This window comes from Catenulispora yoronensis, assembly GCF_039531695.1.
In the GTDB taxonomy this organism is placed as follows: Bacteria; Actinomycetota; Actinomycetes; order Streptomycetales; family Catenulisporaceae; genus Catenulispora; species Catenulispora yoronensis.
In genome coordinates, this window is sequence record NZ_BAAAQN010000026.1 from 73,835 (window position 1) to 92,610 (window position 18,776).

At 70.8% G+C, this 18,776-nt stretch carries 14 protein-coding genes; 10 read left to right on the top strand and 4 right to left on the bottom strand.

Annotated elements, in window-relative coordinates; genetic code table 11:
* Window positions 1-11: 11 nt before the first annotated feature.
* Window positions 12-440, top strand: a complete 429-nt coding sequence (locus tag ABD481_RS21910; RefSeq protein WP_344667586.1) for an SRPBCC family protein — start codon at window positions 12-14, stop codon at window positions 438-440.
* A 9-nt stretch (window positions 441-449) separates the two neighbouring features.
* Here the strand turns inward: ABD481_RS21910 and ABD481_RS21915 are convergent, their stop codons facing one another.
* Window positions 450-1,004, bottom strand: coding sequence for a DUF4383 domain-containing protein (locus ABD481_RS21915; protein WP_344667587.1), 555 nt, complete (start codon window positions 1,002-1,004; stop codon window positions 450-452).
* Window positions 1,005-1,330: 326 nt separating this feature from the next.
* Between ABD481_RS21915 and ABD481_RS21920 the strand changes: the two genes are divergently transcribed.
* Window positions 1,331-2,953 (top strand): FAD-dependent oxidoreductase, encoded by a 1,623-nt coding sequence (locus tag ABD481_RS21920; protein WP_344667588.1) that lies wholly within the window; start codon window positions 1,331-1,333, stop codon window positions 2,951-2,953.
* 192 nt (window positions 2,954-3,145) lie between these two features.
* Window positions 3,146-3,454, top strand: coding sequence for a hypothetical protein (locus ABD481_RS21925; RefSeq protein ID WP_344667589.1), 309 nt, complete (start codon window positions 3,146-3,148; stop codon window positions 3,452-3,454).
* A gap of 86 nt (window positions 3,455-3,540) precedes the next feature.
* On the opposite strand, the gene ABD481_RS21930 is transcribed toward ABD481_RS21925, so the two are convergent.
* The gene (locus ABD481_RS21930; protein WP_344667590.1) at window positions 3,541-4,611 is read right to left on the bottom strand and encodes a DUF475 domain-containing protein; all 1,071 of its coding nucleotides are present in this window, start codon (window positions 4,609-4,611) and stop codon (window positions 3,541-3,543) included.
* A gap of 458 nt (window positions 4,612-5,069) precedes the next feature.
* Here ABD481_RS21930 and ABD481_RS21935 point away from each other — a divergent pair, with 458 nt between their 5' ends.
* Window positions 5,070-7,679: a low temperature requirement protein A gene (locus ABD481_RS21935; protein WP_344667591.1), complete on the top strand. Its 2,610-nt coding sequence runs from the start codon at window positions 5,070-5,072 to the stop codon at window positions 7,677-7,679.
* A 72-nt stretch (window positions 7,680-7,751) separates the two neighbouring features.
* On the opposite strand, the gene ABD481_RS21940 is transcribed toward ABD481_RS21935, so the two are convergent.
* Entirely contained in the window at window positions 7,752-8,885 is a 1,134-nt protein-coding gene (locus ABD481_RS21940; RefSeq protein ID WP_344667592.1) for a hypothetical protein, read from the bottom strand.
* Between the two features lie 92 nt (window positions 8,886-8,977).
* Window positions 8,978-9,706, bottom strand: coding sequence for a Crp/Fnr family transcriptional regulator (locus ABD481_RS21945; protein ID WP_344667593.1), 729 nt, complete (start codon window positions 9,704-9,706; stop codon window positions 8,978-8,980).
* Between the two features lie 228 nt (window positions 9,707-9,934).
* On the opposite strand from ABD481_RS21945, the gene ABD481_RS21950 reads away from it, so the two are divergent.
* The 6 genes from ABD481_RS21950 (at window position 9,935) to ABD481_RS21975 (ending at window position 18,769) form a co-directional block, all read left to right on the top strand.
* Window positions 9,935-11,662, top strand: coding sequence for a dynamin family protein (locus ABD481_RS21950; protein WP_344667594.1), 1,728 nt, complete (start codon window positions 9,935-9,937; stop codon window positions 11,660-11,662).
* Window positions 11,663-11,777: 115 nt separating this feature from the next.
* Window positions 11,778-14,024 (top strand): dynamin family protein, encoded by a 2,247-nt coding sequence (locus tag ABD481_RS21955; protein ID WP_344667595.1) that lies wholly within the window; start codon window positions 11,778-11,780, stop codon window positions 14,022-14,024.
* A gap of 7 nt (window positions 14,025-14,031) precedes the next feature.
* Window positions 14,032-15,174, top strand: coding sequence for an Hsp70 family protein (locus ABD481_RS21960; RefSeq protein WP_344667596.1), 1,143 nt, complete (start codon window positions 14,032-14,034; stop codon window positions 15,172-15,174).
* Between the two features lie 80 nt (window positions 15,175-15,254).
* Complete coding sequence (locus tag ABD481_RS21965) at window positions 15,255-16,145, top strand: TRAFAC clade GTPase domain-containing protein (protein WP_344667597.1); 891 nt, start codon at window positions 15,255-15,257, stop codon at window positions 16,143-16,145.
* A gap of 19 nt (window positions 16,146-16,164) precedes the next feature.
* The gene (locus ABD481_RS21970) at window positions 16,165-17,235 is read left to right on the top strand and encodes a hypothetical protein (RefSeq protein WP_344667598.1); all 1,071 of its coding nucleotides are present in this window, start codon (window positions 16,165-16,167) and stop codon (window positions 17,233-17,235) included.
* A gap of 283 nt (window positions 17,236-17,518) precedes the next feature.
* Window positions 17,519-18,769, top strand: a complete 1,251-nt coding sequence (locus ABD481_RS21975; protein WP_344667599.1) for a hypothetical protein — start codon at window positions 17,519-17,521, stop codon at window positions 18,767-18,769.
* The last annotated feature ends 7 nt before the right edge of the window (window positions 18,770-18,776 follow it).

The following is an 18,776-nucleotide window of genomic DNA, read 5'->3' on the forward strand; positions in this document are numbered from 1 at the left end:
GAAGCACCGCTATGCGAGTCCACCGGACCATCACCGTGCCACGACCGCTCCCGGTTGTCGTCGCCTATCTGGCGGACTTCGGCAACGCTGTGCACTGGGACCCGGGCACGATCAGCTGTGTCCGGACGGATTCGGGGCCGATCCGGGTCGGGGCGGCGTGGCGGAACGTGTCGGAGTTCAACGATCGGGTCACCCAGTTGGACTACCGCTTGGAGCGGATGGAGCCGGAGCGGCTGACGTTCGTCGGGCGGAACAATCAGGCCACGGCCACCGATGATCTGACTTTCGCTCAGTACGGCGGGGCGACGACGGTCACGTACCGCGCCGAGATCGTTTTTCATGGGTGGCTGCGGCTGGTGGGTCCGTTCGTGCAACGGAGATTCGAGAAGATGGCCAACGAGGTGCAGACCTCGTTGGCCCGTGAGTTGACCGCGTTGTAGGGCTTCGCGTCAGTGCGCAGCGTACGGGGACTTCGTCACGGCCTTCGGCGTGGCCTTGGGGGCGGCGGTCAGGGCCATCGCCTCTTCCCTCCGCGCGGCCTCCTCCGGATGCCGGGCCTGGTAGTAGGGGTTGTCGTAGGGCAGGTAGAGGTTCACGCGGCCGTACATCCCGAACGTCATCATGATCAGCCCGACAATGAAGCTGAAGAAGACATTCGACAGGCCGAACGCCAGGAAGTTGGCCTTCGTGTCCATCACCGCGAGGCCCAGCAGCCCGGCCAGGATGAACACGCCGCCCATGACCATGTTGACCGTCGAGGCGAAGTCGCCGCCGATCTTGGCGGCGATCAGCAGGAAGACGCCGACGACGATGGACGTCACCGACAGCAGGCCGTTGCTCGACATGCCCATCACGCGCTCGCCCTGCGTGCTGAAGAAGGGGATGGAGTCGAGCAGGCCGAGGATGCCGAACACCAGGAGCGTCACGGCCGACAGGATCGAGCCCCAGCGATAGACCCTGCGGAGGCGGTGGTCGACGGGGAGGTGGTCTTGCAGCCGCACCATGGGGAAGCGCCGCCTTTCGGGAGCCGGCCGGAGGGCCGGTGCCCGGCCGCCCGCGTTTTGAGCGGGCGTTTTAACCGAGTGCTTAAACCCTTCCACGGCACGCGCGGGATCGCACCTCGGGACGCCGGACGACGCCCGAATGGCCTAAGGCGTGCCATCCGGGGAGGCGGCTGCCCTCGTCTTGGGGAACGAGGGCGACGACTGGGACGACTGGTGAGTACCAATGGAGGTTCATGATGCGAGTGATGCCGATGGGGCCGACTGGGCCGATGGGCTCAACGGGGCCGACTGGGCCATCGAGGCCAGCGACGACGCCGACAGTCGACGTGATCGTTGTCGGTGCCGGTGTGGCGGGACTGGCATGCGCGGCCGACCTGGTGGCGGCGGGCCTGCGCGTCACGGTGCTTGAGGCGAGCGACGCACCGGGCGGCCGGATGCGGTCGGATCACCGGGACGGATTCGTGCTCGACCGGGGCTTCCAGGTGTTCAACCCGTACTATCCGCAGGTCCGAAAACGGATCAGGGCCGAAGGCCTCGACCTCCACGACTTCGCCCCGGGGTTCCTGCTCCACGGCCCGAAGCACCGCACCCGGATCGCCAACCCCCTGGCAGATCGCCAAATGCTCAAAGAGCTGCGAAACGGCCTCCCCGGCTCACTCCGCGACCTCGCAGCCCTGTCCGCCCTCAGCGCCCGCGACGTCTGCCTCCCCACCCGCCGACTCAAGGACGCCCCCGACGAATCCGCCTACACAAGCCTGCGCGCCGCCGGACTGTCCGCCGGCTTCATCGACCGGGCACTGCGCCCCTTCTTCGCGGGCGTATTCCTCGAACCGGACCTGACAACCTCCAGCCGAATGCTGCACCTGGTATGGCGCAGCATGCTCCGCGGCCGCGCCACCCTGCCCGCACAGGGCATCGGAGCGGTGCCCGAACAGCTCGCACGACGGCTGCCGCCCGGGACGCTGCGACTGGAGACGCCGGTGGCAGCGGTGACCGACGAGGGGGTGGTGCTGGTCGGCGGGGAGGCCATCGCGGCGGGCGCGGTTGTGGTGGCGACGGGCCCGGGGGCAGCTACGGCACTGATTGGGCCGGCACTCGCCGCGCCAGAGTTCAACCAGCCGGATTCCGACGCACCGCATAGCAATTCGCCAACCAGCAACCACCCGACGCTCACGCCGCCAACTGCTACGCCGCCAGGCACCGACCAGGCGACGCTCGCCGCACAGCTGGACGATGAGCAATCGCCGCCGGCACCGCCGAGCGCCACTTCATTGAGCACCGACCAGGCAACGCTCGCTTCGCCGAACGCCTCACCGCTAGGCAATGAGCAGTCGCCACTCGCACCGCCGAGCGCCGCCTCTTTGAGCACCGGCCAGCCGGGCTACGCGCCGCCGAGTGCCAGTCGGCCGGCGCTCGTATCACCAATCGCTGCCTCGCCAAGCACTGATCTACCCGGCATTGCGCCGGCGAGCGCCGGTTCGGCAAGCTCCAGTCAGCATGGCTCCGCAGTTCCCATGCGGTCAGTCACCACCTACTATCACGCGGCGCCCCATTCCCCGTTGCGTGAACCGATCATCATCGTCGACCAGGCCATGCGGATCCTCAATACCGCCGTGCTCACTGACGTCTGCCCTGCCTACAGCGCGGATGGGCGGGCGTTGATCTCGACGTCGGTGCTGGGGTCTTCTGGTGACCATGCTGGGCTTTCTCTGGTGGAGGTGCTTGGCGAGGTCTACGGGGTTGCGGCTGAGGGTTGGGAGTTCCTGGGCAGCTATGACATTGGTGAGGCGCTTCCCGTGATGGTGCCGCCGTGGCCGTTGAGCAGGTCGGCGCGGGTTGGGGTTGGGCGGTATGTCTGTGGTGACTATCGTGCGACCGGGTCTGTGCAGGGTGCCATGGCGTCGGGGGCGCGGGCTGCGCGGGAGGTGGTTGCGGATCTGGGTTCCTGAGCCGGTTCCGGTCCTGTTGGTTCAGTCACAAGTCAGTGCGCTGATAGGAACTGGCATCGTGTGCGGGCTGGTGCGGAAATGCACCGGGTCGGCGGCACGGCGGGGGCCGGGTGGGCGGTGGGGCGCCAGCAAAATATTGAGAGATCCGATGAACGACCGTCGTTGGCGGTCCTCGACCCCTGCGGAGCTTTCATGACGCTGGTGCTCGACACGCCTGTTCCCAGTCCGCGCTATTGCAGCAGTATCGAGCATGAGCGGCAAGCGGATGTTGTGCTGACTCAGGCGATCGCCCGTGTTGTCGCCGAGCAGTCGCTCAGCCTCTCGGTCATGGATGTGGACCGGTTGCGGGGTGCTTGGTATGTGCCGGCCCTGGCTTATGTTCTGTACGACCCTGAGAGTCCTGAGCTTCCCCGCATCGTCGCCGAGCTCATCAGCAGGGCGCTGGCCGGGTGGCCGGGTGGCCTCGCCGATCGAATCGCTGCGTACGGGCCCCTGCTGTAGAGCGCCCGTAGAGCGTCGCAGAGCATTGCTGAGGGTGTGTGGGCTCCCCGTCCATCCCGCGGGGAGCCCACAGCGAGCGGTTCAGGTCACGCCACACCCGCGTCGGCCACCGTGGCGTCCGCGCGCCGCGCCACCAGCGAGCTCGCGATGGCGGCGCCGATCACCAGGACTCCGGCGCCGGCGGCCAGGATGTCCGGGACGTCGGTCCAGACCTGGGCGAGGGAGACCGCCGCCAGCAGGCCGATGGCGTAGTAGGCGCCGTGTTCCACGAAGGGCAGCTTGCCCAGGACCTTGCTCTCGGCGACCAGGACTGTCAGGCCTCGGATGTAGGCCGCGCCGATGCTCAGGCCGAGGGTGATCAGCACGACGTCGAGGGTCACCGAGAAGGCGCCCATGACCGAGTCGACCGAGTAGCTGGCGTCCAGCACCTCCAGGTAGGCGATCACGGCGAAGGTCCGTGCGGCGTTGGACAGGCCGGCCTCGTCTTCGTCGCGTCCCGGGCCGACCGCGTCGCCGAGGGCCTGGACTCCCCAGAAGGCCAGCAGGCCGATCAGGACCGCGACGCCGACGCCGATCCGTGCGCCGGCCGGCGCCTGGGAGCACAGCGCCAGCCCCAGCGTGATGCCGACGCCCGCCTCCAGGTACGGCACGGCCTTCAGCCGTCGGGCGGGCCGTTCGATCCAGCCGATCCACGGCCGTCCGGTCCCGGCGAGCAGGAAGCGCAGGAAGACCAGCGCCAGGAAGATCCCGCCGAAGGCGGAGACCGCCGGGCGGACGCCGAGCAGCACGTCCGCGTAGCGGGTCGGCTCGTCCAGGGCGAGCTGGACGGTCCGGATCGGGCCGATGCGCGCCGCCATGCTGACGATCACCAGCGGCAGCAGCAGCCGGACGCCGATGCAGGCCACGGCCATCCCGACGGTCAGGAACAGCCAGCGGGCCCGGGGCGGCAGCAGGTGCAGCACCCCGGCGTTGACCACCGCGTTGTCGAACGAGACGCAGACTTCGAGCAGCCCCAGGCCCAGGACCAGCGCGATCGCGCCCAGACCGCCGTAGAGCCCGGCGGCGGCCAGGCTGAGGACGGTCAGCACGAAGGCGACGCGGAAGGGGTCGGTCCAGCGCGCACCGTGCGGCGCGGCATCCGGCTGGTGGGCGGTCATGGCTGTCCCTTTCGACGAACTCGCGGCTGAGGCCGATCGCCGCGCACGGGGCGGGTCGCGGTTCACGGTCCCGGCCGGCGGCCGAGGAGGACTCGGCTCCGGGATGAGCGGGGCCCGGCGGCAAGACCAGCATTCGCCGTGCGGGGAGCCGGGCTGCGCAGAAACGCCTGAGGGCAGCGGCAATTCAGCCCAACGGCGCATCAAGAGGCATACATCGGGTGTTCTCATCACCAGCGCGAGGGCGGCGGCGTGAGTCGGCGGCCCGAGCCGGCAGCGCGAGGTCGACGGCGCAAGTCGGCAGCCTAAGCCAGCGCAAGCGTGGACGCCCCTGGCTACTCCGCCCGAGCGAACCCACCGGCGCGCCGCAATTCCTAGCAGTAGCCACTCCCATAGGAATTGCAGGCATAGCCAGCATAGTCGCGCGTTCGACGATCGCGCCCGATCTTTGGGGTTCCCATATGCAGACTCAAGACCTCCCGTTCGCCGGCTCGGCGACGGAGACCGATCCATCACCTCCCCACGGGCAGGGTGAGGAGCGAAGTGGACGGCGCTGGCCGCTGGCACGGCGCGCGCCGGAGGACAAGTGCGATCCGGCGGAGCTGTTGGTGGACATCACCTTCGTGCTCGCGCTCGCCCAGGCCGGGACGTTGCTGCGCGAGCATTCCGGCGCCACCGGGGTGTTCCAGACGTTCGCGGCGATGGCTGTGATCGGGTGCTTGTGGCAGTACGGGGTGGTCGCGCTGTCGATGCGGGTGGTGGCCCCTGTCGTCAAGCTGTTGTCGGTGGCGCAGACCGGGCTGTTCCTCGGGGTGGCGATCGTGGTGCCGGAGGCGTTCAGCGATCACGGGCACGGGATCATGCGGGGGTCGGTGCTGTTCGCGGTCATGATGACCTTCGCGGTGCTGTGCGGGTGCGGGACCTGGCTCACCGCCGCGTTCGGGGACCGCGAGCAGGTCGGCAACATGAGCATCTGCATCGTGGCGAACCTTCTGCTGGCGGTGGGGATCTGGTGCGCGCTGCTGGTCCCGATGGGCTGGCGTCCGTTCGTGTTCCTGCTGTCGTGGGCGATGTTCGTCTTCGTGGGCTTCTTCTCCACCTTCCCGACCTACGACCGGTTCCGGATCGGTCTGCATCCGGGGTGGATGCCGTTCGGGATCCGCGCGTTCGGGGAGCGGTACGCCTCGGCGTACACCGTCGTGTGCTGCCTGAGCCTGGAGCTGCTGGAGCAGATCGGCCAGGCGGTGCGGATCTCGACGCCGATGCTGGCGCTGGTGGGCACGGTGCTGCTGGTCTCGTGCGTCATGCACCGGCTGTACGACTCGCTGATCGAACCGGCGTGGCGCGCGCTCGACGGCCGGAACTCCACCGTGTCCATCGCCCGCAAGCAGCTGCTGAACCTGAGTTACCAGGTCGGCCACGTGGTGATGTTCGGCGGGCTCGTGGTGGCGGCCGGGGCGCAGCGTGCGATGTTCACGACGCTGTCCGCGCTGCCCCACACCGGCCTGCTCGGCCCCGCGGTGTCCACGTCCGCGCTGCTGCAGATGTATCTGGGTGTGGCGGTGTGTCTGCTCGCGATGGCCTGGTTCAGCTGGTCGGCGTCGTGGAAGCTGGAGTGGACGCGGGTCGTCGCCCCGTTCGCCACCGCCGGGATGATCCCGCTCCTGATCGGCCGGCCGATCCAGGTCGCGGTGATCGGGCTGGTCACGCTGTGCACGCTCATTCTCTGGGCGGAGACCCGGATGCTGCGCAACGGTAAGTCTACGAAAACCACGAAGACCACGAAGATTGCGAAGACCGCGAAGCCAGCGAAGGCGCTGATCCCCCGCCAGCGCGGCCCCCGCACGCTGATCCGCCTCACCACCGCGCACCACGAGGTCTCAGGCTTCGAGCTCCTCTTCGACGTGATGGTCGCCTTCGCCTTCTCCCAGACCGACGTCCTGGTCATGTCCGAGGACAGCTGGGCCGGCGCCGCGCGCGGCGTCCTGGTGCTGGCGATGATCTGGGGCTGCTGGATGAGCTACGTGTGGGCCGCGAACATCGCCGACGCCGACACCGGCGCACTGCGCGGCCTGCACATCGTGGCCCTGATCGGCATGATCCTGATGGGCATGACGCTCCCCCGGGCCTTCGGGACGGCCAGCTTCACCAGCCGCGTAGCCGTCTTCCTGGCCGCCTACCTGGTCATCCGCGCCTGCTCGGCGGTCGCCCTGTGGCTCATCCTCGGCGCGAAGGCCGGCAACCGGCCGTGGGCCGTGTTCGCCTCGGCCACCGGCACCGCCGTCCTGCTCGCCCTGTCCACCATCGAGGCGCCCTCCATGCGCCCGATGCTGTGGATCGCGGGCCTGGCCTGCGAAAGCCTCGCAGCCATCATCATCGCCCGCAGCCGCGGCGTCAGCGCGCCGGGGCACCTGGCAGCCCGATACGGCTTCATCGTCATCATCGGCCTGGACATGTCGCTGGGCGGTATGGGCCGTCAGATGAGCGGGGAGACCATCGGCACCGCGCAGCTGCTGCTGGTCGGACTGGCAATGGTGGCGTGCACGATCATGTGGTGGCTGTACTTCGACGCCCTCGACCGCTACGGCGAACACCACCTGCGCCAGCGCACGGCCCGCAACACCGCCGCACCGCCCCGACGACGCTTCGACGCCGTCGTCCACCTGCACTACAACGTGCTGCACCTGGTCGCCCTGGCCGGGATGATCTCCTTCGCCTACGGCCTGCGCACCATCGCCGGATCCCTCGGCCGCCCCGGCATCGGCACCTGGGGCCCGAAAATGACCGTGCTGTGGGCCGTCGCGCTGTGCGCGGGGCTGGCGCTGTACGCGATCGCCGTGGCCGGAATGTGGGCCCTGCTCCACCGCAAGTCCTTCATCCCGGCGATGCTCGCCGCGATCGGACTGATGGTCGCGGCACCGTTCGTCGCCGGGCTCCCGTCGCTGCCCGCCCTCGCCGCGCTCACCGCAGCCGCCTCGATCCTGCTGCTGCTGGAAGTGCTGCCCGCGGCGTCGGGCCGGCGGCGCCGTGACGTGCACGGGTTCCTGGGGTCGGTCCAGACCGCCGAGTAGTGCGCGCCGGGTCGCTCGGCGGCAGTGTGCGCCGTGGAGCGGCCCGGCTTCAGCCTCACAAGTACATCAGCCTCACAAGTAGTGGTCTCCATGGTCATCGTGGACGTCGTGGTCGTAGGTGTCGTGATCGTGGACGTCGTGGTCGTAGGTGTCGTGATCGTGGAGGTCGTGGTCGTAGGTGTCGTGATCGTGAAGGTCGTGGTCATAGGTGTCGTGATCCTGGTGGTCGATCTCCTCGTACACCTCGTGCACGATGTAGTGCTCGTGCCCGGTGTTGTCCTCGTAGCCGTACACCTCGAACCCTTCGAGCTCGAAGTCGGCCATCACCTCGCCGACCGCGACGATGTTCTGCTGTGATCCTCGGGCCGTGTAAGGGCCGTAGTAGGTACCCGCCGAGGCTTCCGTGCCGCCGTGGTGGTGGTGTCCGTCGTCGTGGGACGGCCCGTGGTCGCCGTGGATGTGCAGGTAGGCGTCGAGCGGGTCGAACTCGTCGGAGAACGGATCGCTGTGCGCCGGATCCCCTTCGTGGGGGAAGCTGACCAACGCGGCCGTCGCGGCGCCGACCAGGCCCGGGGCCACCGATGTCCACAGCGAGGTCCCGGTGCTGGCGGTCAGCACGGGACCGGCCGGCGGCGTGGTGATCCACACCCGGCCGGTGTACTCCTTCACCGTGATCGTCGTCTCGGTGAATTCGTCGGACGGCAGTCCCTGGTACTCCTGCTTCACCACGTCCGTGTAAAGGGTGTCGCTGACGCACAGCGCCAGGTCCGCCTCCTGATGATCCGCGAGCGCGTCCTTCAGCGCCTGCGAGTCGACCATCCGGCACACCACTATCGGCGTCTGCCCCTCGTACCCGGTCGCGCCCTTGGCCACCACGCCGTGGGCCATGGCCACCCGCATCCGCAGCGGGCCGAACGAGCCCGGCTGCCGGTTGTTCTCGTACAGGGCGTGCCGGAATCCCAGGACCAACGCCGGAAGCGCACGCGTCAGGTCCAGCTGCGGCGCCATCACCAGGAGCTGGCCGTCGCCGCGGTCCTGGCGCCGCTGGCGGCTGAAGCGGCCGATGCCGGCGTTGGCGAGCGCGAAGTCGGTGATCCGCCGCAGCCGCTCCTGGGCGACGCTCTGCTCGGGCGTCGTGTGCCGGCTGTAGCCCTCGATGTCCGTGACCACGCACAGCCTGTTGCGATAGGACCCGCGCCACTGCATGGGCACTCCCTCCGGCCGGCGGGGTGCGGCACCCGCCCCGCCCGACGGTAGGCCGCCGCGCGGGGCCGTTCCTCCTCAAATGATCCGGCCGGTCAGGATGCCTCCTCGTCCCGCGAGATCTTCTCCAGCAGCCCCAGGTCGGCGACGATCTGGGTGCGGCGCCGGGTGATCAGCACGCCCCGGTCCCGCAGCTGGGCCAGGGCCCGGTGCAGGCTGGGCTGGGCCGCCCCGATCAGCGCGGCGATCTCCGGCTGGCTCAGCGCGACCTCGATGCGCCAGCCCTCCGGGCACGGCGTGGAGTGCGACTCGACCAGCCGGTAGAGCACCCGGGCCAGGCGCACCAGGACCGGGGCGCCGGTGACGTCGACCCGGTGCTGGGTGATGGTGCGCATCTTGGCCGACAGCGTCCGGGTCACGGCCCGGTCGGTCACCGGGTGGCCGTCGAGGAAGGCCAGGAACCGGCTCTGGCTGATCACCCGGGCGGTGACCCGGGTGGCGGCCAGCACCGAGGCCGAGCGCGGACGGTCGTCGAAGGCGGCCAGTTCGCCCACGATGTCGCCCGCGGCCCGGATCGAGAGCAGCACGGTGCGGCCGTCGATGGCGTGGCCGAAGACCTTCGTGCAGCCGTCCAGGATCAGATAGACGTCGGTCTCCAGGTCCCCGGCCATCATCAGGGCCTCTTCGCGCTTGAAGACCCGGACGCTGCCCTCGTGCAGGAGCGCCTCGCGATCGACCTCGGGGACGATGCCGAGCAGCGAGCCGGAGGGCCAGGTGCGGCCGGCGCGCGCCGCCCCGGGGGCCGGGCCGGGTCCGGCGATCATCGCAATCCTCTGATCCGTGGGAGGTCCGGACCGCGGCGCGGCGGCAGCGCCGCCGAGTGCCGCGGCGTTTCCGGACGATAAAGATCTTCACCAGCGGATCGAATGAGGGGAAGTCGCCGCCGGGGGGCACTTAATCTGCTACCCCGGAACTGTCGACGGTTTCCGGAACGCGTCAAGGCGAGAACCTCGATTCAGGGCATTGGAACACATGGACGAAAGGCGGCGCGAATGGCGGCGACGCGCGGCGGGGAGGGGGCCGGACCCGGCCGGGAAGCGGTGCGCGCCGAACTCGCGGAATGTGCCGCGACGGCCGCGGCCGACCCGGATCTCAGGTCGTTGGCCGAGGTGCTCCGCCAGGCCGGGGACCGGCTGGAACAGCCGATGCGGGTGGCGGTGGCCGGCCAGATCAAACGCGGGAAGTCCACCCTGATCAATGCCTTGATTGGCAGACGAATCGCGGTGACCGGGGCGCTGGAACTGACCCTGATCGTCAACGAGTTCTGCTATGGGAAGAATCCCGTAGTCACGATTCATCGCCGCAATACTAGTGCGACCGAACAAGTCTGTGTAGAGCGTTTCGCAGAGTTCACCACGCGCGACCCGGACGATCCGGGCCGGCACGCGGATATCCGCAAGGTCGTTTATGAACTGCCTCACGAACTGTTGCTGGACTTCCGGCTCGTCGACACCCCGGGACTGGGCAGCGTACACGGAGTGGACTCCGCGGACACCGCAGCTTACCTAGGGATATCCGCGATGACCGACACCGCCGAGCGTTCGGAGGTGACGCGGCTGCTGGCCGCCAGCGGGCGCACCGCGCGGGACCTGCACCAGGAGAGCGCCGACGAGGTCGACCGCGCCGACGCGGTGGTGTACGCGTTCAGCCGGGGCCTGCACGAACGGGACCGGCTGGCCGTGGAGGAGTTCGCCGGGCCGGTCGCGGGCACGATGTCGCCGCTGAAGGCCGTCGGCGTGCTCACCAAATGCGACCAGCAGTACTGGCCGCCCGGCCCGGGCCTGACCGGCGCGGCCGACCCGATGGACTACGACCCCATGGCGACCGCGACCACGATCGCCGACCGCTACCAGGCGCAGACGCAGGTCAACAGGCTGTTCTACGCGATCGTGCCGGTCGCCGGGCTGGTCGCCTCCGGCGCGCGCAGCCTGAGTCCGGAGAAGTTCGACTGGCTCGCCGACCTGGCGAGGACCGCGGATCCGCGCCGGCTCGTGCACCACCTGGAGGACGCCGGCGAATTCGCGAACGCCGAGCGGTTGCGAGGGGTGTCGCTGTCGGCCGCGCAGCGGCGGGTGCTCATCGAGGAGCTCGGCGCCTGGGGGATCCACCTGGGCTGCCGGTATCTGCGCGCCGAGCTGGGTGAGGCGGCGGTGCGGGACCAGCTCGTCGCGGGCAGCGGTGTCGAGCGGCTCAGAGGGCTGATCCAAGGGCACTTCGGCCACCGGGCCGCGCTGATCAAGCTGGACAAGGGCGTCCAGCAGGCGTGGGCGGAGATCGCCCGGGTGCGGCTGGCGCGGCAGCAGGGCGGCGGGCCGGCGGAGGCCGGACCGGCGCTCGACATCGTCGCCGACCGGCTCCAGCGGCTGCGCCAGCGGGGGCACGGGTTCGCCGAGCTCGCCACCCTGACCGCGCACTACCGGGGCCGGCTGGACTTCACGGACGAGCAGATCGACCAGCTGCTCCAGGTCACCGGCGAGCACGGCACCACCTGTGCCGCCCGCGTCGGCCTGCCCGAGGACGCGCCGGCCGGCGCGATCCGGGCCCGGGCCGACGACCTGGTCAAGGTCTGGGCCGCGCTCGCCGCCGACCGGACGCTGGCCGCCCGCGAACAGCAGGCCGTGCGCACGGTGCTCGGCTGCTACCAGCGGATCCAGGCCCGCGCCCGGCGGGCCGAGCTGCTGCTGAACACCACCGACGAGCTGGCGCTGGACGACGAGTGAATTCCAGCCCTGCGTTCCAGCCCTGCGTTCCAGCCCTGAGCTCCGCCCCTGAGATCCACCCCTGAGTTCCGCCCCCGAGATCCACCGAAGACCCGAGGTGAGCACCGTGACGGTGATGGACGATCTGACCGGGCTGCGCGAGGACGCGCTGGCCCTGCACCGCCGGGTGGTCGCGCAGTTCGGCGGCCACATCCCGCAGGCCCTGCTCGAAGCGCTCGGCGCGCGCCAGGAGCGGCTCGCCGCCGCGCGGTTCCACCTGGTGGTCTGCGGCGAGTTCGGGCGGGGCAAATCCAGTCTGCTCAACGCCTTGGTGCGGCGGCCCGGGCTGTTCCCGGTCGACGTCGACGTGACCACGTCGATCGCCACCACGCTGGCCTGGGGCGAGCGGGAGACGGCGGTGGTCCACTTCGCGCCGGACCCGGTGGGGCGCCGGCCGGCCCCGGAGCCGCTGACGATCCCGCTGGAACAGGTCGCGGAGTACGTGACCGAGCAGGGCAACCCCCGCAACGCCAAGCGGGTGGTCGCGGTCGAGATGACGGCGCCGCTGGAGTTCCTGGCCTCCGGGCTGGTGCTGGTGGACACCCCCGGCACCGGCGGGCTGAACCCCGAGCACACGGCCGTCACCTGGGCGTTCCTCAGCCGCGCGGACGCGGTGCTGTTCGTCGCCTCGGCGGGCGAGCCGCTGGGGACGCCGGAGCTGGAGATCCTGGAACGGGCCCTGGCCGAGTGCGACACGGTGATCACCGTGGTGACGATGATCGACAGGGTGGTCGACCCGGAGCCGTTCGTCACCGCCACCCGGGAGCGGGTCGCGGCGGCCATCGGCCGCGAGCCGGCGGACCTGGTCGTCATCGGCGTGTCGGCGCTGCGGGAGCATCGGGCCGCCGTCGCGCAGGCGGAGGACGAGGACGAGGACGAGGCGGAGGACGAGGGGGAGGCGGGCGCGGAGGGCGGGGCCGGCGGGGCTGGCAGGGCCGGCGGGAGTGGCGGGAGCGGCGCCCGGTCCGCGTCGTCCGGCTTCGTCGCTCTGGAGCGGGAGCTGTGGGGCGGGCTGGCCGCCACCTGCGGCGTGCAGCAGGTGCACCGCCTGCTCGACGGCGACGAGGAGGCGGTCGGCGCGGCCGCGGCGCCGTGGGAGAACGAGGCGCAGGCGCTCACCGGCGACCACGCGCTGGAGGACATCGACACCCGGATCGCCGCCACCCGCACCGCCGTGCGGGACCTGCGCTCGAACAAGGCCAAGTGGCGCACGGAGCTGGCCGGGGAGATCGAGGCCGCGAGCCGGCCGATCCGGCGCGCCCTGGACGACCGGCTGGACCGGATCCGCGACGACTTCCGCAAGCGGCTGTCCACCGAGGAGACGTTCTCCGACCCCGAGTCCATCGTCCGGCACGTGGCCCAGCGGCTGGTGGAGGCGGCGCAGGAGGCGAACACGGCACTGGCCTCCGCGGTGGAGGCGGTCGCCGCCGACTACTCCGCGCAGACCACCTTCGACCTGGCCGGCAGCGGCCCGGGGGGCTCCACGGTGCGGGGCGAGGCGCCGGGCATGCCGACCATCAAGGTGCGCGGCGAGCCGAGCTGGTTCGCCAAGGCCCGGGCCTCCTGGTTCGGCAGCCGCACCGGGTTCGCGGTCGGCGCGGCCGCCGGCGGCATCCTGGGCAGCTTCATCCCGGTGATCGGGAACATCGTCGGCGCCATCGTCGGCGGGGCCGGCGGGCTGATATTCGGCTGGGTGGCCGGGGTGCGCGACACCAACCGCACCGCCGCCGAGCACCGGCGGCGGGAGGTCGCCAACGCGCTGCGGGAGCATGTGCTGCCGCTGATCGAGTCGGCCCGGCGGCAGGCCGGGACCGACCTGGCCGACCAGGTGCGGGCCGAGACCAGGGCCCTGACCGCGGCCCTGGACACCGGGCTGGCGGCGCAGGACCAGTCGCTGACCGCCTCGCTGACCGGGCTCGCCGAGACCCGGATCCTCACCGAGGCGCAGCGCGCCGAGCGGCAGAAGCACGTGCGGGCCGCGCTCGGCCGCTGCGCCGCCGTGCAGGAGGCGATCGACACGCTGCGCGGGCGGGCCGACGCGCTGGCGGATCGGGCGGGCAGGGAGAGCGGGGGCGCGAACGGGAACGGCGGCGCAGGCGGGAACGGCGGCACAGGCGGGAACGGGAGCGCAGGCGGGAACGGGAGCGGGGCCGCCGGCGCGAGCGGGGGCAGTGGCACGAGCAAGGACGGTGGCGCGAGCGGGGACCCTAGTGCCTCCCGAACTGCCGGAACCAGTGGAGCACCCGGGCCCGCCGGAGCCGCTGGGACCGCCGAAGCCGACCGTGCCGCCGAAGCCCCAGGAACCACCGAGACAGAAGGCTGATCCGCCCATGGCCATCGTCTACGGCGTCGACGTCGGCACCACCACCTCGGTGCTGGCCGTCGGGCGCACCGACGGCTCCGACAGCTGCGTCGTCGACCGCGGCTCGCCGGGGCTGCCGGCCGCCGTGCCGACGGCGGTGTTCATATCCGAGGACGGCGCGGCGCCGCTGGTCGGCGGGGCCGCGCTGAAGGCCGGGGCGCGGGATCCGGTGCGGCTGTTCACCGAGTTCAAGCGGGAGTTCGGCGACCGGGCGCCGCGCGATCTGGACGGCCGCCCGGTGCAGCCGCACCGGCTGACCGCCGAGGTCCTGGAGTTCCTGCGGTGCGAGGCCGAGAGCCAGTCGCCCGGGACGCCGGACCTGGTGGTCGTCACCCATCCGGCGTCCTGGGAGCAGGGCAACCGGGAGCTGCTGGCCGAGGCCGTGCGGGCGGCCGGGTTCGATCCGGACCGGGTGCGGCTGCTGCCCGAACCGGTCGCGGCGGCGCAGTACGCGGCCGGCGCCCGGAGCGGCGAGACGATCCTGGTGTTCGACCTCGGCGGCGGGACCTTCGACTGCGCGCTGGCCGGTCCGACCGCCTCCGGCGACGTGGAGGTGCTGGGGCTGCCCGGCGGCCTGCCGGACGTCGGCGGCGGCGACTTCGACCGGCGGATCCTGCGGCGGCTGCACCAGGACTTCCCCGAGCTGGCGGCCAAGGTCCTCGACGGGCCGAGCCCCGGCGACCCGGAGGCGCTGCGGCGGCGCAACCGCCTGAAGGACGCCTGCGAGCGGTTGAAGATCCAGCTGTCGGTGGCCGAGGTCGACGAGATCGAGCTGACCGACACCGATCCGCCGTCGTGGTTCAAGCTGACCCGCGCCGAACTGGCCGACCTCGTCGCCGATCCGCTGGCCGACGCGCTGGCCGAATGCGACCGGCTACTGACCGGCCTGGGCTGGCAATGGCAGCAGGTGGACTGTGTCGTGCCGGTCGGCGGATCGTGCCGGCTGCCGCTGGTCCGCGAGCTGCTGGCGAGCCGGACCGGCCGTCCGCTGCTCCCGGTCCCGGAACCGGAGCTCGCGGTGGCCTACGGGGCCGTGCGCTACGGCCGCGGGCTCCTCCAGGACCGGCACCGGCGCGGCCACGAGCCCGAGAAAAGCCCGTTCGAGGACTGAGGACTGAGGACCGGACCGAGGACCGAGGACCGAGTGCCTCCGACGGGTCGAGCAGGAACAGCGAGAAGGACGAGAGCGGCATGCGGATAGCGATGATCGGCGACACCAAGGCCGGCAAGACGACCTACATGGCCATGATGTACCAGGCCATGGTCGGGGGCTTCAAGGACTTCCGGCTGGCCACCAAGGACACGGGTCAGGGATCCGAGCTGTTGGCGGAGGCCTGGGGGATCCGGCACAGCAAGTACCCGGCGATGACCTCGCAGCGGGCGCTGTACGAGTTCGAACTCTCCCATCAGCGCCGGGTGTTCTTCGACTTCCTCTGGAGCGACTACCGGGGCGGCGCGCTGCACGACCGGTCGACCGAGGCCGACACCGCGGCGCTGCACGCCGACCTGCGGGCCGCCGACGGCATCGTGGTGTTCGCCGACGCCGAGCGGTTCGCCCGCGACCCGTCAGCCGTCGCGCGCCACGCGCGCCGGCTGACGGCGAGCTGCGAATGGGCTATCGCCCAGCACTCGGGGGGCATGCCGCTGCCGGTCGTCATCGCCTACACCAAGGCCGACCTGATCCGGGGCCGGCAGTCCTGGGCTGCGGCCGAGCAGCCGCTGGCGGGGCTGCGCTCGCTGATCGCGTCCGCGCCGGGGGTGCACGACCTGTCGGTCCGGATCCGATGCAACCGCCGCCCGAAGAACGTGCACATCCCAGTGCTCTGGTGCCTGTCGCACCACATCCGCGACCGGATCGACCAGCTGGAGCGGGAACGCAGCCAGTGGCTGGAACGGGCCGGCCGGGCCCGGTCGGAGGTCGGGCTCGTGGAGTGGGCGCGGGCGCGCTGGAACGGCACGGAGAGCAAAGGAGACGAGGCGCGGGCGCACGCCAAACGCGCCGCGGAGGTCGCCGCGCAGATGGCGCCTCTGCAACGGCCGGCCATGGAACTCGGCCGGATGATCGCCCGAGACCTCGCTTGATACGGGAAAGGACACGCTCATGACTGTGCCGCAGGCCAAGGTGACGATGCTCGGCACCAAGGGATCGGGCAAGACCACCTATCTGCTGGGGATGTACGCGGTGCTGTCGGCCGGGGTCCAGGGCCACACGCTGGTCACCACGGACCTGGACGACGACGAGGACATGGCGGACGCCTGGTACGAGCTCTGCGACAACGGCCGCGTCCCCCCGGCGACCTCCACGGAGCCGAAGCTCTACTCGTTCATCTTCCGCCAGGACGGCGAGACCATCCTCACCTTCGACTGGGAGGACTACCGGGGCGGGGCGATGGACGGGAACCAGCCGGAGGCCACCGATGCCGGGCGCCTGCAGGCCCGGCTGATCGAGTCCGACAGCATCTACCTGGTCCTCAACGGCACCCACCTGGCCGGCTCGCCGGTCGTCGACGAGCGCCGCGACGGGGTCAAGCGCATGACGCTGGCCCGCCGGATGAACGCCTATCTCGCCAACACGCTCTCCGAGCGGGCCCAGCGCGGGGTGCAGCTGCCGTCGATCACGGTCCTGCTGACCAAGGCGGACATGATCCGCCAGGCCAGCCCCCGCACGCCGCCCGAGGAGCTGATGGACCAGCTGTGCGATCTGGTCCAGCGGCTGCTGCCGGCGGCCTTCGAGCAGCGGGCCGGGTCCCGCACGCTGGTGTGCCCGGTCCAGCTCGGCGCGTTCGGCCAGGACATGGCCGGGGAGGACCTCACGCTCGACACGTCGAAGGTCAACCCCCGCAATCTGGCCTACCCGCTGATCCACTCCTTCTTGAACCTGCTGGACACGAACGTGCGCAGTGACCGTTTCGCGGCCGGCCGGCTCCAGAACCGGATCACCGAGAGCGCCGACGACCTGGAGAAGTACCGGAAGACGTTCCGCTCGATCTTCCAGCCGAAGTACGTGGCGTCCCAGACCAGGGCGATCCAGGACGAGCGCGAGCAGTTGGAGAAGATGCAGGAGACGGTGGCCCGGATGGACACGCAGGTGGCCAGGCTCGTCGGCCGACTGGAAGAAGCGCGGATCATGAACCGGGTCGCGGTCTTCGAGGACGGCAAGCGCGTTGTCTGACGACGGCGAGCCTCCGATCTTCGAGAGTGAGACTATGGTCACGCAGCTGATTCGGGACGGCAGTCTCAGCGGGGCCTCGGAGGCGGACGGCTCGGAATCAGCTGTTTCGGAACCGAAGATCTCACCATCAGAGGTCTCGGAATCAGGGGCCTTGGAGCCAGGGGCCCCGGATCCGGGGGCCCCGGAATCGGATGCCGTGTCAGAAGCCTCAGATCCGAACGTCCCGGATCCGACAGTCTCGGATTCGAAAGCCTTGGACTCTAAAGCCTTGGATCCTAAAGCCTTGGACCCGAGAGCCGTCGATCCGAAAGCCTTGGACCCGAAAGCTCGGGATCCTAAAGCTCTGGATCCGAAAGCTCTGGATCCGCAGAACCCGAAGTCGCCGGGGAGCGCGGCCGCCCCTCCCCCGCTGCCCGGCGGGTGGCACGCGGTCGTCTACGGCCGGACGCCGGTCGTCGACAGCTGGTGGCGCGTGCGGCCGGCCGTGCCGCAGGCCGGGAGCTGGCTGGAGGACGTGGTGCACGCGGTCGTCGCCCACGGCAAGGGCCTGGAGGATCCGCGCTGCCTGCTCGCGCAGACCGAGTCGGTCCGGCTGGTCGGCGTCGCCTGCCGTGCCGCAGAGCTCAGCGACACCATGAACACGGACACCGGCGGGCAGTCGGGCCGGGCGCTCTACGTCTTCGTGGGATGGCTGGCGCAGAACGACGGCCACGGCTTCCCGCCGACGCCGGACCTGCCGACGCTGCTGGCGAACGCGAGGGCCTGGGCGAGTCCGGTGTACGAGACGTGGGCCGGCCTGACCTGGAACGCGACCCGGAAGGAAGCCCTGGTGCCGCAGCGCAGCAGTGCGACGGCGGCGCCGTGGCGGGGGAAGGGGAACAGCCGGTCCGGGCCGGACGACGCAGCGCTGTCGCCGCTGTCACCGCTGCCGCTGTCGTCGCCGCCCACGCCGCGCATCCCGGCCGACAGGGTCCTGATGGTGCCCGAGTCCGAGGTCGCGGACGTCTGGTCCGCGGCCTTGCCCACCGCGCGCCCGACGCTGATCACCACCGGGTGGAAGGCCTCGAACCGAATCCCGCGACGGCTGCCGATGTGCGCGGGTGTCGAGGGCCTCGCGAAAGCGGTGCGGGTGGAACTGGAACGCGCCCCGGAGCCTCCGGCACCGCCGCCGCCGATCCAGATCGCGCCACCGCCGACGGCCGGGGCGCAGCCCCCTCCACCGGAAAAAGAGCAGCAACACTCGCGGTGGAATCCGGTCAGCGCGCTCAAACGGCTAGTGACCTCCCACGACGACGATTCGCCGTACTACGGCGAGGGCGCCGACGAGTTCGGCCTGGAACCGCCCGCACCCCAGCAGCCCGGTCCGCCATCTCCTCCGCCTCCGCCAGGCTTCGGCGAAGGACCGCTGTCGCGGACCCGCCCAGGCCCGCCACGATCTCAGCGCCAGTCTCCTCCTGAGCCGCAGGCGGAAAAGCCCGAAGAAGCAACGGACGCTCCGACCGCCGAGAAGGAACCACCGGACCCTTGGCTGTGAGCAAAAC